Source organism: Sodalis sp. dw_96 (assembly GCF_018449575.1).
Taxonomy (GTDB): domain Bacteria; phylum Pseudomonadota; class Gammaproteobacteria; order Enterobacterales; family Enterobacteriaceae; genus Acerihabitans.
The window spans coordinates 115111-132556 of sequence record NZ_JAAVUT010000010.1 but is presented as its reverse complement, the minus strand read 5'-3'; the positions used below and the strand labels follow the sequence as shown (position 1 = coordinate 132556).

Below are 17446 nucleotides of genomic sequence, written 5' to 3'. Positions count from 1 at the left end.
ATACCCAATAGATTTCGAGTTGCGGCAAAGCGGCAAGCTCGAGAATCTCGGGAGCTTAGTAACCTATTATGGAGCGTATTATGGCTAAAATCGGCATTTTTTTTGGCACCGACACCGGTAAAACCCGCAAGATTGCCAAGCTGATTCACCAGCATTTTGACGGCGAGGCGGCGGAACCGGTTAATATCAACCGGGCGACCATTGATGATTTACTGGCTTATGAGGTGCTTATTCTGGGGACGCCGACCTTGGGCGAAGGGCAATTGCCCGGTCTGGAGGCGGAGTGCCAGAGCGAGTCATGGGCGGAGTTTGCCGATACGCTGGCGCAGGCGGATTTAAGCGGTAAAACCGTGGCGCTGTTCGGCCTGGGGGATCAGGAGGCGTATCCGGATAATTTTGTCAGCGCCATGGGTGAACTGTACGATATCGTGGCGGATGCCGGCGCGACGGTTATCGGTGAATGGCCGCGTGACGGGTATGTTTTTACCGCGTCCGCCGCGCTGGAAGAGGATGTTTTTGTCGGGTTGGCATTGGATCAGGATAATCAGTCGGATCTGAGCGCCGAGCGGGTCGAGAGCTGGGTAAAGCAGCTTAAGACCGCGATAAATTAGTGTGGTTTGGCCCGGGCGCAGCGGGCCTGGGCTGCGGTGGGCGAGCCCCTGTCAAAGTTGTTGACTTGGAAGACGGCTACTCCGGCGGGCGGAAAAACCACGCCCGCTTCGACCCGGCCTCAGCAAACACGGTCTCCCTTTAACACGCTTGGTTCAGATTCAGTGTTGGCGGACCTAACGTGCCATGGGGCATTTACGGGTGAAAAACCCACGCCCGCTTCGACCTCATTGGCGCGCTCTCCCGAAGATTAATGACATAATTCCAGCAGTGTTAATATCCCATCGTCATTTTTGTTAATGATATATTGTCATTGAACAACGACATAAATATAAACGTTATTTTAATTTTATCGGCTTTATGATTAATAGATTAACCCGTTACCGAAGCATCTATAAATAGAATATTGAATCTGAATACCGCCGCCTTAAAAATTAAATTTATTGTATTTGCCAATTCGGTTGTGTAATATCGATTTGTTTATGTTATTTATATTCGAGGTGCGGGTTGATTCCGACACATGGATGTGTCCAATGGCTGGTCAGGCCTATTGGATTTCAGGCACTCATCAGACGTTGTCCGCGGTGTGCCTTAAAACGTCATTTTTTCCCCGGTGGAACGTTTCGCGTGAATGCGCAAAAAAAAGTCCTGGATATATGGAGTATTTATAAATGCGAAATATGTGAATATACATGGAATATTGATATTGTTTCCAGGGTAAATATTAGCAGAATAGATCAAGCATTATATGAACGTTTCCTGGCTAACGACCAGGAGGAGATATGCCGCCGGGCATTTGATTACAATGCGTTGATGCGCACCAATAATGTTCTGGGACCGCCGCCGGATTTTGATGTGGACGGCCATGAAATAACCGCTTTTCCCGGCACGCCGCGGCTCGAGGTCGATATACAGCTCCAATACCCTATCCAGGTACGTCTGGTGGCGATTTTAGCGAAAAAGCTCAATCTCTCCCGCAGCCGTATCGTCAACCTGGTGGATGCCGGCACGATAACGGGAGTTTCCAGCCGGGATCTTAACCGCAAAGCCAAGCCCTTGCAGATGATTGCTCTGGATGTGGGGGAAGTGATTGCCGCCGTGAAAACCGGCTGCTTGCCGGAACAAGGAGGTGGACATGATGTTCAAGGACCGGCCCGATCCGGCCAAGCTTAATCTCATCTGTTTGCCTTATGCCGGCGCAAGCGCCGATTTTTATCGCCGCTGGCAAAGCGCTTTACCCGGCGTCAAGCTGCATCCGGCCGGGCTGCCGGGACGGGGAAGAGACATTGGCCGACCGCCGATGGTGGATATGGAAAAGTTAACCGATCTTATCCTGTCCCAGCTGACCGGTTTTTTTAATACCCGTTTTGCTCTGCTCGGCACGAGTATGGGTGGCTGGATTGCCTTTCGGCTGGCGCAGAAGCTGTGCCTGGTCCCCGGGCGGCAGCCGGCATCACTGATGATTTGTTCAGCGGCCTGCCCGGCAGACCGCGCCCTTATTCCCCTCATGAACGGATTAAGCGATGCGCAAACTCTGGCGGTTATGGCAAGGTTTAACCCCGCATCACGGAGAATTTTACAGCACCCGGAACTGGCTTCACTCTTCCTGCCGATCATCCGGGCAGATTTTGAGTTATGTCTCAATTGGATGCCGGAGGAGTTATACAAACTGCCCATTCCTATTTACGGATTCCGCGGCCAACGGGATAATATCGCTTCGCAAGCCTCCATGGAGCAATGGAAAGCGTTGACGACCGACATTTTTCATCTGGTCACCGTGCCGGGAGACCATTTTTTTATTGAAAACCCCGACCCCTGTTTTTTTAACCAAATCCTTGATCTTGTTTCATGTGGTAATAATAAAATTTACCGCTGAAGGGATTGAAAATCCACATTCGTTCTCATTCATTTTTAAACGCTATTTTCCAATACGCTATTGTATCAAACAGTTTCATCACCTAAGGGAGCGAATAAAACTTGGATCAGTTAACAACAACATCTCTTCTGAATTTACGCTTGAATAATCCTGTTATCGTGGGTTCCGGTCTGCTGACGGATCGTGAAAAGCTTATTCGGCAGTTTGCCGACATTGGCGCCGGTGCGGTAATCACCAAAACCCTGTATCCCGCTCCCATCGATACTCATGATGAAAATATTTATCATATCGGTTCCGGCATGTTGAATAACACCACCTATTCAAAACGGCCAGTGGATCAATGGCTGCTCATGCTGAAGGCCTTTGCCGAGGAAAACCTTTCCCTTATCGTTTCCGTGCATGCCAAGACCCCGGCGGCGCTGGCGGCAATGGCCGGGCAAATCGCCTCGGTAACCGACGCTCCGCTGGAACTGGGAATTTCCTGTCCCCATGATATTACCGCCGATGAAGATACTCCCGATCGGGTTTATCGTTACGCCGATGCCGTCCGCCGCCATACCGATGCGCCATTTTCGGTAAAACTTGCTCTGGGAGATGAATTAGTGAATCGGGTAGAGGCCGCCGTCGCCGGCGGTGCACAGGCCATTACCCTGAGCGATACCCTTTCCGGCCTGGCTTTTGATCGGGTCACCCGACAGCCCGCCTTGGGTGGGCCTTGCGGTTATTCCGGGGCGGGTATTAAACCTTTCGTCCTGGCGGCGATATACCGTCTGCGGGAAAAGGGGATCACATTACCCATTCTCGGCTCCGGCGGTGTCCAAAACGGTGGCGATGTGCTGGACTATCTTCTCGCGGGCGCCAATGCCGTCCAGGTTTATACCGCATTGCATTACAAATGCGGCAAGACGCTAAAACGCATTATCGATGAATACCGATCAATAACGGGCGCCATGCCGGCAGTCCCTGGTCAAGAGGAGGATATTTGATATGGAATTCGTGGCGGCTAAAGCATTGGCGGAACTGACCAGTGCGGAGATCGAACGGGCGGTGGCGGGCAAGACCCTGATCTGGCCTATCGGCGGGATTGAACAGCACGGTCCGCATTTGCCGTTAAACGTCGATAGTCTTATTCCGGAGGCGTTGTCCCACCGCCTGGCAGCGATGATCGATGGCTTTTATCTGCCGGTACAGCCCTTCTCCGCACGCTCGTTGCCACAAAGCGGCGGCGGTTTGCTGTTTCCCGGCACGATATATATCGACGGCGCCACCTTTACCCGTTACCTGCAACGCACCCTTGCCGGCCTGTGCCGTCTGCCGTTCAAACGCCTGGTGATTATCAACGGACATTACGAAAACGAGGCCTTTATTTTCGAGGCCATCGATGAACTCAACGGCAACGGCGCCCTTGGCGATAGAGCGGTGACGGCATTCAGCTGGTGGAGCCTGGTGCCCGATGCTTGGATAGCGGCCAATCTGCCTGAATTCCCCGGCTGGCACGCCGAACATGCGGGCATCACTGAAACCAGTTTAATGCTGTATTTGCATCCCGATCTGGTCAGGTCGGAACGGCCGGATCACCCCTCGCCCCCCATGGCGGGAATTTACCGGCTCCCCCTTGATCGCGCCTCGGCGTCCACCCAGGGCGTGTTGTCGCGGACTACCGGTTCATCGGCGACGTTGGGCAAACAGCTCTTTAATCTGGTGATGGATCAAATGATGACCCTGCTTGAACATCGGCAAAACGATGAATAGCGTATTCAGTGTTCTTGTACCGGGTTCAGTGGCCCCAATCAATGGCTTTCGACGTCATAAGGGCTTTCCGCCCTATCCGGATGCCGGCCGCGGGCACTGAGCCAGACCAGCACGGCGGTCACCAGCAAAACGGTCATCGCCGTTCCCATGACGGCTGAAAATGACCGGTCGAAGGCGGATCTGGCCAGCAATTTGACTGCCGCCGCCGCGTCCGGCGGCAGGCTTTCGGCCACCATCAACGCCAGATCCAGACTGTCGCGGACATCCGCCCCATGGGACGGCCCCACCGAGTCGCTGTAGACCGCCGACATGATACTGCCCATTACCGTGATCCCCATCGCCGCGCCCAGCTCATAAGATGTTTCCTCCAGTGAGGCCGCCATGCCGGCGCGCTCGGGAGGCGCGTTCAGCATAATGAAATTAGACACGCTGGTAGTGGTAGCCCCTACCGCCACACCCAACAGCAGCAGGCATACCAGCTGGCTCGCTATGGGCGCATCGTAGCAGAAGAGAAATCCGGCCGCGCCGAGGCTATAGAGCAACAGCGCCACAATAAGAAATCGCCATGGCCCGGTTAATCGGGGCAATAACCACCCGGCCAGCAGGCTGCCGATAATCGCCGCTAAAGAGAGCGGCAGGAAGAAGAGCCCCGTTTGCAGCGGGGTCAATCCCATCACCAGTTGCAGCCGTTGACTGAGGACCAGATCGATGCCCATCAAACAGGCGGATGAAATCATCGCCGCCATGATGGCGGCCGTAAACAGCGGTGTGCGAAAAATAGAGAAATCGATGAGCGGATGCCGGCTACGCCGCTGCCGGCGGATGAAGATGACCAGCAACCCGATGCCCGCCCCCATCGCCACCAGGAGATAACCGTATGAAGGCGCGGCTTTGGCAAATTCTTTAATGGCGTATGCCAAGGAAAGTAAGGCCATCGTCACCTGCAATGATCCCGGCAGATCCCATGGCCGGCTCCCATCGGCCGAGTCGGCGGGAACACACCACCCTGCCACGAGCAGCGCCAGCACGACAATAGGAACATTGATCAGGAAGACTGAACCCCACCAGAAATATTCCAACAGCGCTCCGCCCACCAGCGGACCCGCCGCCGCCCCGCCGGATGCCACCGCGGACCAGATGCCAATAGCCATCGCCCGCTCCTTCTCTTGGGGAAAGGCCAGTCTGATAATGGCCAGGGTGGCGGGCATCATCATGGCCGCTCCCACTCCCAACAGCGCCCTGGCCGCGATAAGCCGTTCTGGGGAGCCGGAATAGGCCGCCGTCAATGAAGCCAGGCCAAACACCGCCAAACCCAGCATAAAGAGTTTTTTGTGACCGAATCTGTCCCCCAGCGTACCGGCGCCCAGCAGCAGGCCGGAAACAATCAGCGGATAGATATTCACTATCCAGAGTTTGGCGGCCGCGGTGGCGGCAAGATCGTGAGTCAGCTGCGGCAGCGCGATATAAAGTACCGTCATGTCCACAGTGACAAGCACCAAGGCGACTGAAACGATGGACAGTACCAGCCACCTTCTGGAAGATTGCATCAAATTCACCTAATATAATAAAGACAGTAATTTCATTCGCAAGAATATTGCAGGCAGCGTTGGATACAGCCATATTCCAATACGGCGAAAAAATGAGGAAATAATAAGGTATTAAGTCCACAAAGCAATATTTATTTAATACTCAACGAACAAAATAAGTAATTAATTAATAGATAAAACCTCCGTGTATTATATATATCATTCCATTATTAGTCAGAAATCTATTTAGGCAGAAGAGCGCATCACTCTTGCCGGTCGGTCATGTTCGGCAACAGCCGGTATTCCGCCAGTTCATCCAAACTGGCGCGAAAGGCGTTAACCACCCTATCCAGATGGCTGTTCGCATGGGCGGCGGAGAGAAACCAGCAGCGCCATTCCCAAATATAGATGCCTCGCAATAAAAGATTATAATAAAGCAGGTCGAGGTTCTCTCGATGTATCAAACGAAAAAATGAGCTGAATGAGCACGCCGTTATTGGCACACGGCGTTCACGAAATAGCTGATTCAGCCGCGCCACCAGCCCGTCGGTTTTTTTCGCCAGCGCCTGAGACAATTCAACGCCCTGCCCCTTGATCGCCGTTAAGGTGGCTTGGGCCGCCGCCATCGAGAGGGGATGCTGGAAATAGGTGCCGCCGAAGAAGGTCGCTTCCGTCGCCGGGTAGCTGTCGTCGCCAAAAGACCAGACGCCGCCGTCAATGGCATCAAGGGTATTACCCCGGCCGGCAATGACGCCGAGCGGCATGCCCCCGCCGATGGTTTTGCCGTAGGTGACGATATCCGCCTTGATGCCGTACAACCCCTGAATACCGGCGGGATGCACCCGGAATCCCGTCACGATCTCATCGAAAATCAACACAATCCCGTGACTGGCCGTTATCGTTCTCAACTGGCGCAGATAATCAGGCAATGCCAGCCTGGGGTCGCGGGTCGGTACCGGCTCCACCATCACCGCGGCGATGCGGTGGCGGTGTTTTTCAATAAATTCAAGCGCGGCTTCGCTGCCAAACGCCAGTACCGACACATCGGCCACCATATTCTGGGGTATCCCCACCGAGAGCGCGTGCGCGCCATAGGCGCAGGGAAAGTCGCCAGGGGTCGCCAGCACAGCGTCCCAATGGCCGTGATAACTGGTGGTAAAGATAACCAGATGATCCCGTCGGGTATAAGCCCTGGCGGCGCGAACGGCGTTCATCACGGCTTCGGTGCCGCTGTTGACGAAGGCCACCCGATCCATTCCGGTGAGTTCGGTAATCAATCCAGCGACGGTGAGTGCCGTTTCGCTGCGGGTTCCCAATCCAAAGGAGTGCGTCAGGCGTTCTTGCAGGGCGCTGATGATAAAATCCGGCTGATGGCCGAACAGGTGCGCGCCAAAACCCATGGTCATGTCGACATAGCCATTACCGTCGATATCCCCTACCTCCGCGCCGCCGAAGGTGTCGCACACCAGGGGGTAAAGCATCTCTTTGACCGAGGGTTTAAACCCGATACCTGAACGGCTGTCGGCCATGATGCGGCGAACAGCGGCGGCGTGCTGCCTGGATCGGGAAGTTTTGCCGGTATAGCGCGGAATAAAGCCCGCTAGATAGTCCCGCCGGGCCGCGGTCTCGGACGGCGGCGGAGTGCGCGACAGCCAGCGGAAGGGCACGGTAGCCTCGGAACCGGCGGAAAAATTTTGTGGCGATGACATCGTGCCTGGAGCATGAGCTCTCCCATGAACCGGCAAAATCACCTCGGGAGAGAAATAGCTCACCGTGCCGGCAGCCGAATCGGCAGCATCAATGGAGCGCATACCGACGTTATATGGTATTACCGCATCATCTGCGGGAGGTAACCCTGTTTCAGGGGGTAAAGCTGCAAGATGAGGGGAGCACGCGCCGGATTCAGAGGGTGGCTCCGCATCAGCCCCGGCATTCATTTCCACAGCCGCTTCGTCATTATCGCACCCAGGTACGGCGCCGGCCCGGGAGATGTACTCGGCCACCCGGCCGATGGTGGGGATATCGGCGAAGAATTGCCTGACCGTCAGCCGTACGCCGTAACGCCGCCGCACAGCGTCGGCAACGTCGAACAGCAGCAGGGAATCCGCGCCCATTTCCACCAGCGGCGTGGCGGTATCCAATTCATCTTTGGTCAGGCCGAACGCGGCGGCAAAGAGGTTGACCAGTTCCCGTTCAATGGAGATTACGCTTTCCATAGAGACTCCTTATATTTAACTCGTTCAAAGGCTTATACAGCCGGTCCGTTCATGTCGCCGCCAAGCCGGCCGCGGTCAAACGGATAGGTGGGAAGAGGCAGCCGAAGGCGCCGCTCGCCGGTATAAAAACGCGACCAGTCCGCCTCCCGTCCCCGCTGCCAGGCGGTGGCCATATCCAGATAAGCTTCATCAACGGGGCCGTCACTGGCCACAATCACCGCCCCCGCCTGCGTTAATCCGCAAAGGAGCCCCGGCACGTCCCGGGCGAGGACTATGCGCCGCACCGGAAGAGCATATCTGCCGCGCTGAAGGGTGTAGGCCACATCATCGGCGGACGATCGGGGGTGGGCGAGCAGGTATGTACGCAAATTTTCGGCCAGGAGCCGTAATGTCCCGGGACCGCGGGCACTGAGGGGAAAAAGATGAACAGGTTCTTTGCCGGCATCGCCCGCCGCATAGGCCGGGGGTTGAGCCACCACCACATGGGCGTTGGTGCCGCCGATACCGAATGAGCTGACGCCGGCAATCCGGGGCGCGTCGGCAGCATCCCACTGACACGCTGCGCGAGGCAGGTAAAAAGGCGAGTGCGCACCGGTCAATCCGTCCACCGGCCGGGAACAATTCAGCGTCGGCGGAATAATACCCTGTTGGACCGCCAGAATGACCTTAATCAGCCCGGTTATGCCGGAGGCGCAATCGGCGTGGCCCAGGTTGGTTTTAAGGGAACCTAGCGCGCAGGCACGGGCCGCCGCGGGAGCGAAAACCCGAAGCAGCGACCTGAGTTCGATAGCATCGCCGATGGCGGTGCCGGTACCGTGGGCTTCAATCATGCCGATCCTATCGGCCGTGATGCCCGCGCGATCCCACGCACGCTGGATGACCGACGCTTGCCCGTCCACCGCCGGCGCGCTGTACCCGGCCCGCCGCGCGCCGTCATTGTTCACCGCCGAGCCTTTGATTACCGCCAATATCGGCTCACCGGCGCCTTGGGCGTCCTCCAGGCGGCGCAGCACGATGACGGCCACGCTATCGGCGAACAGCGTGCCGTCCGCGGTTTGATCGAAAGCGCGGACCCGTCCGCTGACGGATAAAATACCGCCGCGATGATAAACATACCCCTGGTGGGAAGGAAAACGGATACAGGCTCCGCCGGCGATGGCGAGGTCGCTTTCGCCAGCCAGCAGGCTTTGGCAGGCCAGATGAACCGCCACCAGCGATCCGGAACAGAACGTCGCGACGCTGACCGCCGGACCTGTGCAGTTCAACTTGTAGGCGGTGCGCGATGCTAATGCATCCGGACAATTGCCTCCCAGCGCCAGCATGGCATCGGTGGCGTCGGCAGCGGCGGGCAAATAGGGTTCCCAGCCGCTTTTACGGCTACCGGCGAACACCGAGGCGATGCCCGCGTCGCTGCCACGGCCATACCCCCCCGATTCAAGCGCCGCATGGCACACTTCCAGAAAAATGCGCTGCTGCGGATCCATCCGCACCGCCTCCCTGGGGGTGATATGAAAAAATCCGTAATCAAACGCATCCGTATCGTCAAGAAACGCGCCGCGGGGCACATAACACTCCCCGGCGGCAGGGGAAAACAACCTCCCGTCGGGCAGGCGGCGGGCCGGATAATCGCGGATAAGCTCCCCTCCGGCCAATAATGACCGCCAAAGCGCCAAAGGCGAAGGAGACTCGGGAAAACGCCCGGCGACGGCGGTGACGGCGATATCGCCACGGGTGAGATAATGATCATTGCCCCCTGTCATGCCCCGTCTCCTTTGCCGGTTTCGCTCCGCCCGGCCTCCCGCGCCGGCAGCGCCGCCGCTAAAGCCCGGACAATTTTCGGCGTCAGGGATTCCACCGCGGCGGCCTCAAACAGATCGACCATGGTGAGCATGATGTTGAAATGCGCGTTTATCCGGTGCACCAGCTCGGCGCCCACCAGGGAATCGCCGCCCAAATCAAAAAAGTTCGCATTGTTATCCACCTCGCAGTGCAGCAGGTCGCGCCAAATCACTATCAGGGCTTCGGTGACGTCAGCCGGGCCGATGGAAAAAGATCCGTTGGCATCAGCCAACGCGGCGGCAGAAGAACAGTTAACATCACCCGCGCCGATAGAAGAATCACCGCTTGCGCCCGCTGGGGCCTGCTCCGGCCCCTGCGGGGGGGCGCTGTAGTCCTTAAACCCGATTGGCGGACTGATGGAAACAGCCAACCGGCCCTGATGCATATTGCCCAGGCAGAGGCCGAAGGCGGCGGCGGCTTCAGGGGCGGTTAACGGAAGGTCGCGGGAGGCGCTGTATTTTAAGCTGCCGCCGGTATCCCACCCCCGCCACCCCGCCCAATCGATGCACAGGTAGGGATGCCGGCGTCCGTGACGCAGGGCAAAAGAAGCGCAGGCTTCGTTAGCCGCCGCGTAGGCCGCCAGTCCCAATCCGCCGGCATAGGCCGCCAGCGACGAGGTAAAACAGCCGAACCTGAGCGGACGGCGGCCCAATAGGGCATGGAGTACCGACGCGCCGATAAAACTCGGCCGCATCAGCCCTTGCCACTGCTCCCGGGTGGACTTTTGCACCCAATGCAGCGTGGCCGGGCCGGAAACGCCGGCGGCATGGATAAAGCAGTTTATTCGGCCGATCCGTTGTTCCGCCCGTTCGACGGCCTCGGCAACCTGCCCGACATCCGCAATATCCCCGTGGATGACCTCCACCGCCGGCGCAACGGACCTCAGTTCCCGCAGCCGTTCCTGACGCCGATCGTTCTCCGGCAGCCTGTGCAACGGCGTGCGGGTAAGGACAAGCAGTTTGGCGTGATAATTAACCGCCAGAAAACGCGCCAGCTGATACCCCACCCGCCCCAGTCCGCCGGTAACCAGGCAGGTGAGATTTTGCCAGTCCGTCGGCGCGGCGGCGCTTTGAAGCGTCTCGGCATAACGTTCCCATCGCCAGCCGTGACGCAAGGCGACGATGGAGGGACGATGTGCGCCGGTTAATTCCGCCATGACGTCCCGCACATCAAGGTGGTCTGGTTGTTCACGCACATCAATGCAGCAGCATACAATATGCGGGATTTCCTGCATCAGAGACCGGCATGCCGCCCAGGCGGCGGCGCGTTCCGGGCAAAGGATTCCGCTCCCCGGCGCATCGGCAAAACCCGGACCGATGATGTCGATGTGCAGCGGCGTCCGGCGGTGTTGTGAAAACGCTTTGGCCAGTTCCAGCAAAACGTAAACGACATCGGGCGACGCGTCGGTCACCTCCCCCGTCCCGACGTCGCCAAACAGCAGTAACAGGTGATCGGGCATCAGATTATTTTTGAGCAGAACGTCGGCCAGCCGGTCGGCGGCCAGAGGGTCATGAGGGTCCACGCGGAATTCGTCGGGACCCGTAACCGCAGCGGGGCCCAATGTTGCCCTGGTGATATGCCCGCCCCGGTTTTTCAGCGCATCCATCAGCGGGGAAGCAAACCGGCAGGCCGGGTCGGCTATCATCAGCCTTCGGCACGGGCCGCTGATACCGGTCTGTGCGGCGCAACGCCCGGTGCGACGCCATCTTTCCACATACAGGCGCGGCCGGTCGTCTGTGGCCAAGGGGGAAAACGCTTCGGCAACAGACGTCGCGGGGCGGAAAAGAACGTTTTTTTCATCCGGCTCCGGTTGATACCAGCACCGGTGACGCCGTAACGGCTGGACCGGCAGAGGTACACGCCCGGCATCGGGATAATGGCAAAGGTTATGCCAGTTGATATTCACACCCCTGCGCCACAGGGCGCCCGCACAGCGCAGCATGGCCGGCATATCGCTGGCCGAGGGGCCGTGGACGGCCTCCGCCCCCCGATCCCGGCAGAGCGTCAGGGCCAGCGTGGAAAATTCTCCCCGGTGCGCCGGGATGAACACCCGATCGCCTTCGTTGATCAGCCGTGGCGAAAAAAAACCGGCCTGGTGGGATGTTCCCCTGTCGGACCCGAAGGCCGATTGCGTCAAATAATCCCCGATGAAAGAGTGCAAATCCGTCATTGGCGGCAACGGATGACGGGGTTGGGCAGTCGTTCCAGGCGGCGAACCGGCAATGGCCCGGACCATATCGGCGACGGAAAACATCCCGCCCGCTCTGACGTCGCTATCCTCTTGGGCGAGTATAAGCAACGGCGTGGCAATCACATACCGCCACATCAGCAGGTAAGCCAGGCTGCCCAACGCCTGCGCCAGGCCCCAGGGCTCACCCTCGGCGTTACCCTTGTCCAACACGTCCTGCCGGGTGATAAGCGCCGGGTGGTGTTCATTCAACCGCTCAAGCAGGGCCGTCAATTCCCGATTGAAAACCGGATGATTGGCCGCGGTGACATAAGATACATCGCCGCCGATGATGAAGATCAGGCGCGGAGCCGCGACGTCCGTTGCGATTTCAAAAGCGCCCTCGTTGAGCTGCGCGATCAATTCGCTCCGGTCATGGGCATACAGCAGCGTTTTACAGGCCTCAATCCGCCGTCCATGTGACAGTGTAACGTAAATGTCGTCCAGACTGATATCCGGCTGCTCAACGAGATGCCTGGCCATGTCGGCGGCGAGTTCTTTCAGCCTGTCGGGATCGCTGCCGCTGAGCGGGATGGCCCGCAGCCCGGCGCCGGCGCGTTTAGCCACGGCGGGCGGCCCCTCGGCGAGCACTATATGGACATTGGTGCCCCCGGCGCCGAAGGAGCTGATGCCGGCGCGCCGCGTCCCGCTCAGGGGCCATGGCTCGGCCTTCCGGTTGATGATAAAAGGACTCTCCTCCAGTCCGAGGGAGGGATGGGCACGGCTGAAGGTCGGGTGCGGCGGGACGATGGCCTGTTTCAGCGCCAGGACCACCTTGGCCAGTCCGGCAATGCCCGCCGCCGCCGCCAAATGCCCGACATTGGCTTTAATCGAACCCAGCGCGCAGCGTTCCGCCCGACGCCCGATAGTGCGAAATACCTCCCGCAGCGCGGCAAATTCCACCGGATCGCCTAACGCGGTGCCGGTGCCGTGCGCTTCAATCATGCCGATATCCTCCGGGCCAACCCCCGCGACTCCCTGGGCTTCCGCGATTAACCGGCTCTGACCGTAAACCCCGGGAGCAGTGAAACCGAGCCGGCCGTCACCTTCGTTGTTCATCGCCGAACCGAGGATCACCGCCAGAATAGTGTCGCCGGCGGCCTTCGCATCGCCTAAGGGCCGCAGCGCCACCAGGCCGGCGCCATCGCCGAAGACGGTACCCGAAGCGGCGTGATCAAAGGGGCGGCACATGCCGTCCGGCGAGAACATCAGGTTGGGTTCGTACAGGTAACCGGGCCGCAGCACCGCCTGTACCGAGACGCCGCCCGCCAATGCCATGTCGCACTCGCCGCCCAACAGGCTTTGCACCGCACAGTGAATGCTGCTCAACGCCGTGGAACAGCCGGTTTGCACGGTCACGCTGGGACCGGTGAGACCGAGTTTGTAGGAAATCCTGCCGCACAGGTAATCTTTGTCGTTGGTGAGCATTATTTCCGTGCCCGCCAGAGACATCAAATCACAGCGGGACCCGATGACATTCGGCAGGTAGGTGTTCATGGACGCGCCGGCATAAACGCCGATGCGCGGACGCCGGAGCGGATTGCCATAACCGGCGGTCTCCAGTAGCTCCCAAGCGCACTCCAGCAAAATCCGCTGCTGGGGATCGAGCAACTCCGCCTCACGTTGGCTGAAGGCGAAAAAATCCGCGTCGAACAGGTCGATATCCGGCAGCGCGGCGTCGGCGAAAACGTAGCGTGGATGGTCAAACAGCGGGCTTTCTATGCCCCGCGCGGCGCAATGTTCCCGCTGAAAATGCCGGATAGATACCCGTCCGCCGGCAAGATTTGACCAAAGCGAGGGCAAGCTGTCCGCCCCGGGCAGCCGAAGGGTCATGCCGATGATGGCAATGGCGTGATCGTCCATGATATGTCGTCCTTTAAAATGGGTTGTCCCGTGCCCTTTTGCGCCGCGCCGCCATGGCATCCAGCGACGCCGGTCCCGGGTGTGCGGCGTCCCGGCCGACGCTCCGATCCGCCACGGGCGCCGTGGCCCGTTGCGCGGCCAAGGATCTGATGGTGGGGAAACGGAAAAGATCGGCCGGGGTCAGGGTGCTGCATTCCGGCAGGATCACGAGCCGTGAAAAGACCTGCATCAATGTCAGCGAATTGCCGCCGATATCGAAAAAAACATCGTCAATGCCCACCGCCCCGCGGCCCAACACCGCGCACCATATGTCCTGCAGAGCGGACAGCAGCGGCATGTCGTCCCCTGCCGTCCCGGCGTCGTCCGCCGCCGAGACGTTAAAATGGCCTTGGGCCACCTCTTCATGCAGTTTTTTTCGGTCAAGTTTATTATGGCCGTTACGGGGAAGTGATTCCGCCCGCAGAAGTCGCCCCGGCAACATATAGAACGGCAGCCGGCCGGCGAGGAACCGGCGCAAATCCCGCTCCATTACCTGGGTGAAGGGTGAGTCAAGCACCATGACGGCGGTCAACTGACCGCCGCCGGCAGCCTCTTCAAGCAGCACCGCCGCCTCTGTCACCGCCGGGTAGCCGCCGAGAGCGTTTTCTATCTCGCCGATTTCAATTCGATAGCCATTAAGTTTGATCTGCTGGTCCATGCGGCCCAGATAATGAAGCCGCTGCCCGTCCCAAACGCCGCGATCGCCGCTGCGGTACATTCTGGCGCTTCCGGCGGCGAAAGGATCGATGACAAAGCGTTCAGCGGTCAATTCAGGCAGTCCGACATATCCCGGGCTGACACCCAGACCGCCGATACAGATTTCCCCGGACTCACCCACGGGCACCGGCCGGAGTCGCTCATCCAATACCGCCACCGTGGCAAAACGCAGGGGTCGGCCGAGGGGCACGGTATCGTAGCGGGTCAAATCCGCGGTGACCTGTTCAATCATGGCGAACACCGTGGTTTCCGACGGGCCGTAGAGGTTCCACATTTTTGTCTCGCCGGTAAGGAAAAGGCGAGCAATCCTGCCGGGCAACGCTTCGCCGGAAATCATAAAATGACGCACCGGCAGCGCGATTTTCCGCCTGAGTACCTCGGGCAGTAAACCTCGCAGGCCCGAAGGCGTCAGGGATACAATCTGCGCTTTTGACCGCTGGATAAACGTCAATAGCGCATCGGGACGGGATCTCAGTTCGGGGGATATAACGATAAGTTCGCCGCCGGAACACAGACAGCCCCAGATTTCCCAAACCGACAGATCGAAGCTGGGGGCATGAAACCAGGTCCACTTTTGCCCGGCGGGTAAGAAAATCTCTTCCGCCATGGCATCGAGAAAGGCGGTGACATTCCGGTGCAGCACGTCTATTCCCTTGGGGCTGCCGGTGGATCCCGACGTAAACAGGGTATAGGCCGTCAAGCCCGGCGCGGCGCGATTCGGCGCCTCACCAACCGCCATTGCCGGCTCCGGGGCATGAGCCTCGTCACGTGCCGCCGGAGCCGTTTCATGAGTCAGTCCTTCATCGTCTCGCGCCGCCGGCTCCGGGTCTTGAGTCAGTCCTCGGTCGTCTCGCGCCGCCGAGTCCGGGGCATGAGCCGGTACCGGGTCGGCGTCCGGCGCGGAAGGCTTTTCTTGGATATCCAGCACTTCGCAGGAAAGTCCGGCGAACGCCGCCCGGTGTTGCTGACCGGCGATCGCTATTACACGTACACCGGCGGTGCGGGCCATTTCCTGAATTCTCGCCGGGGGGTTCATGGGTTCCAGGGGCAGGTAGGCGGCGCCGGTACGCATAATGGCAAGCATGGCGGCCAGCGCTTCGGCTCCCGGGGCCATGCCCAGGCCGACACGATGGCCGGGTCCGACGCCGGAGCGGGCAAGCCGGCGCGTTATGGCCATGGATGCCCGCCACAGCTGCCCATAGGTCGTGCTCCCTGAAGAATCAGTGACAGCGACGGTATCGCCCTGATCCCGCGCCCAGCGGCCGACGCGGCTGACGATGTCGTCTTCAGCGCGGGCGACCCATTGCCGAGGATTGATCGCGTCAAAAACCCGCTGGCTTTCAGCAGTGGGATCTTCTTCGACAATCACATTATCATCCGGGGCGGTGATAAGCCGCTGAACCGTCGTGAGGTAATCCTGCCCCGCCCGCTCAAGATCTGACCGGGAAAACAGTGCGCTACGGCCTTTGATAACGCCGGTCAGTCCCGACGGGCCTTCGGCGAATTCCAGCGCCAAATCCACCTGCCCTTCCTGTTGGCGTAAAGGGTACGGTCGCATCGTCAGATTCCCCCAGGTGACGCTCAGCGCGTCATCCCCCAGCATCAAACCGCCGCTCCGGGGCATCTGGGTCGAACCGGGCATATTGACCGTGGTTTGCAGCAGCGGATTTCGATGCGGATCGCGGGGAATCCGCAGATCCTCGATGATTTTGCCAAACGGATAATGACGATGTTCCAAGGCCGCGCCTAATGCCTTGCGTACCTGGGCGGTTAGCGACTTGAAGGTGGCGGTCGCGATAGACAGCCGCAGCGGCAGCATATTAAAGAAGCAGCCGAGAGTCTGCTGGAAATCACCGTCGCGCCGTGAAACCGGTACGCCGATGACCATATCCGTCGAAAGGGTGCGTTGCCCGACAAAAACCGCCCATGCCGCCAGCATCAGGGCAAATAGCGATACGCCGTACTCTTGTGAACATAATGTGAGCCGCCGGCTAAGTTCGCCGGGCAGCGTGAAAAATACCGAGACTCCTCCCCGCGCTCCGCCATCCTGCACCCCTTGCCATTGGAGGGGCGGCGGCGGACAGGCCAAAAGATCAGACCAGAATTTTTTGGCGGCCGATGAGCCGCCGCCGTTAAGATAGCGTCGTTCTTCGGTGATAAAGTTTTCAAAGGTACGCCCCTCCGGGACAGCGGTATCGGCATCTCCCCCGGTCTCGGCGATATATAAGGCCTCCAGTTCGTCCATGACCAGAGCCAGGGTGGTGAAGTCGGCAATAATGTGATGAATGCCCAGCAGCCAAAGATATTCACGTTCGTCGCATTGAAACAGGCCCAGCCGGATGCAAGGGCCCCGAACAAGATCAAAGGGTTTTTGATGATAACCGTGGACAGCCTCATCCCGTAGGTCCGCCGTCCGTTCGCGCAGATCGAAAAAATCCACTGCCGGGCGCAGATCGTCTTTGATAATCACTTTGGGCACCCCTGCCTCATCGGCAAAGGCGCAGCGCAACACCTCATGCCTGCCCGCCAGACGCTGCATGGCGTCGCGCAGGGCGGCAAAATCCAGCTCCCCCGTCGAACGGCAGGCAAGGCCGATATTGTAGGAGGCGTCGTCCGGCGCGAGGCGGGAAAGAAACCATAACGATCTCTGCTGCTCACTGATAGGGTATTCGCCTAAAAAGCGTTCCCGGAGAGCAGGCTCACATTCAGGGGGGGCACCGCTGTATTTTGCGTTAACCGCTCCCGGCTGTTTTTGAGTAAAGTGACGTTCTGTCATGAGTTG

The 17446-nt window shown here is 59.0% G+C and carries 10 protein-coding genes; 5 read left to right on the top strand and 5 right to left on the bottom strand.

Going from position 1 to position 17446, the window contains the following annotated elements; genetic code table 11:
• Positions 1-80 precede the first annotated feature (80 nt).
• From HB631_RS16215 to HB631_RS16195, 5 genes are all read left to right on the top strand, one after another.
• Positions 81-611 (top strand): flavodoxin, encoded by a 531-nt coding sequence (locus HB631_RS16215; protein ID WP_213992205.1) that lies wholly within the window; start codon positions 81-83, stop codon positions 609-611.
• 625 nt (positions 612-1236) lie between these two features.
• Positions 1237-1782 carry a DUF1062 domain-containing protein gene (locus HB631_RS16210; RefSeq protein ID WP_345945716.1) on the top strand — a complete coding sequence of 182 codons (546 nt, stop codon included), beginning with the start codon at positions 1237-1239 and terminating at the stop codon, positions 1780-1782.
• Positions 1745-2485 (top strand): alpha/beta fold hydrolase, encoded by a 741-nt coding sequence (locus HB631_RS16205; protein WP_213992204.1) that lies wholly within the window; start codon positions 1745-1747, stop codon positions 2483-2485. Before HB631_RS16210 ends, HB631_RS16205 begins: the two co-directional genes overlap by 38 nt.
• 101 nt (positions 2486-2586) lie before the next feature.
• Positions 2587-3471 (top strand): dihydroorotate dehydrogenase, encoded by an 885-nt coding sequence (locus tag HB631_RS16200; RefSeq protein ID WP_213992203.1) that lies wholly within the window; start codon positions 2587-2589, stop codon positions 3469-3471.
• A 1-nt stretch (position 3472) separates the two neighbouring features.
• A complete protein-coding gene (locus tag HB631_RS16195; RefSeq protein WP_213992202.1) occupies positions 3473-4237 on the top strand; it encodes a creatininase family protein in 765 nt (254 codons plus the stop codon).
• Between the two features lie 38 nt (positions 4238-4275).
• Here HB631_RS16195 and HB631_RS16190 read toward each other — a convergent pair whose 3' ends face one another.
• The 5 genes from HB631_RS16190 to HB631_RS16170 all read right to left on the bottom strand — a co-directional run bounded on the left by HB631_RS16190 (position 4276) and on the right by HB631_RS16170 (position 17440).
• Positions 4276-5784, bottom strand: a complete 1509-nt coding sequence (locus HB631_RS16190) for an MFS transporter (protein WP_213992201.1) — start codon at positions 5782-5784, stop codon at positions 4276-4278.
• Positions 5785-6026: 242 nt separating this feature from the next.
• The gene (locus tag HB631_RS16185; protein WP_213992200.1) at positions 6027-7979 is read right to left on the bottom strand and encodes an aminotransferase class III-fold pyridoxal phosphate-dependent enzyme; all 1953 of its coding nucleotides are present in this window, start codon (positions 7977-7979) and stop codon (positions 6027-6029) included.
• A 32-nt stretch (positions 7980-8011) separates the two neighbouring features.
• On the bottom strand, positions 8012-9739 hold the full coding sequence (locus tag HB631_RS16180; RefSeq protein WP_213992199.1) for a polyketide synthase: 1728 nt from the start codon (positions 9737-9739) through the stop codon (positions 8012-8014).
• On the bottom strand, positions 9736-13908 hold the full coding sequence (locus HB631_RS16175; protein ID WP_213992198.1) for an SDR family NAD(P)-dependent oxidoreductase: 4173 nt from the start codon (positions 13906-13908) through the stop codon (positions 9736-9738). The genes HB631_RS16180 and HB631_RS16175 overlap by 4 nt, the downstream gene beginning before the upstream one ends.
• Before the next feature lie 13 nt (positions 13909-13921).
• The gene (locus tag HB631_RS16170; protein ID WP_213992197.1) at positions 13922-17440 is read right to left on the bottom strand and encodes a non-ribosomal peptide synthetase; all 3519 of its coding nucleotides are present in this window, start codon (positions 17438-17440) and stop codon (positions 13922-13924) included.
• Positions 17441-17446 lie beyond the last annotated feature (6 nt).

Bases quoted from the DNA above. Each gene is read 5' to 3' on its own strand.
- HB631_RS16215 (WP_213992205.1), top strand. From the start codon at position 81: ATGGCTAAAATCGGCATTTTTTTTGGCACCGACACCGGTAAAACCCGC.
- HB631_RS16205 (WP_213992204.1), top strand. From the start codon at position 1,745: ATGATGTTCAAGGACCGGCCCGATCCGGCCAAGCTTAATCTCATCTGT.
- HB631_RS16195 (WP_213992202.1), top strand. From the start codon at position 3,473: ATGGAATTCGTGGCGGCTAAAGCATTGGCGGAACTGACCAGTGCGGAG.
- HB631_RS16190 (WP_213992201.1), bottom strand. From the start codon at position 5,784: ATGCAATCTTCCAGAAGGTGGCTGGTACTGTCCATCGTTTCAGTCGCC.
- HB631_RS16185 (WP_213992200.1), bottom strand. From the start codon at position 7,979: ATGGAAAGCGTAATCTCCATTGAACGGGAACTGGTCAACCTCTTTGCC.
- HB631_RS16180 (WP_213992199.1), bottom strand. From the start codon at position 9,739: ATGACAGGGGGCAATGATCATTATCTCACCCGTGGCGATATCGCCGTC.
- HB631_RS16175 (WP_213992198.1), bottom strand. From the start codon at position 13,908: ATGGACGATCACGCCATTGCCATCATCGGCATGACCCTTCGGCTGCCC.
- HB631_RS16170 (WP_213992197.1), bottom strand. From the start codon at position 17,440: ATGACAGAACGTCACTTTACTCAAAAACAGCCGGGAGCGGTTAACGCA.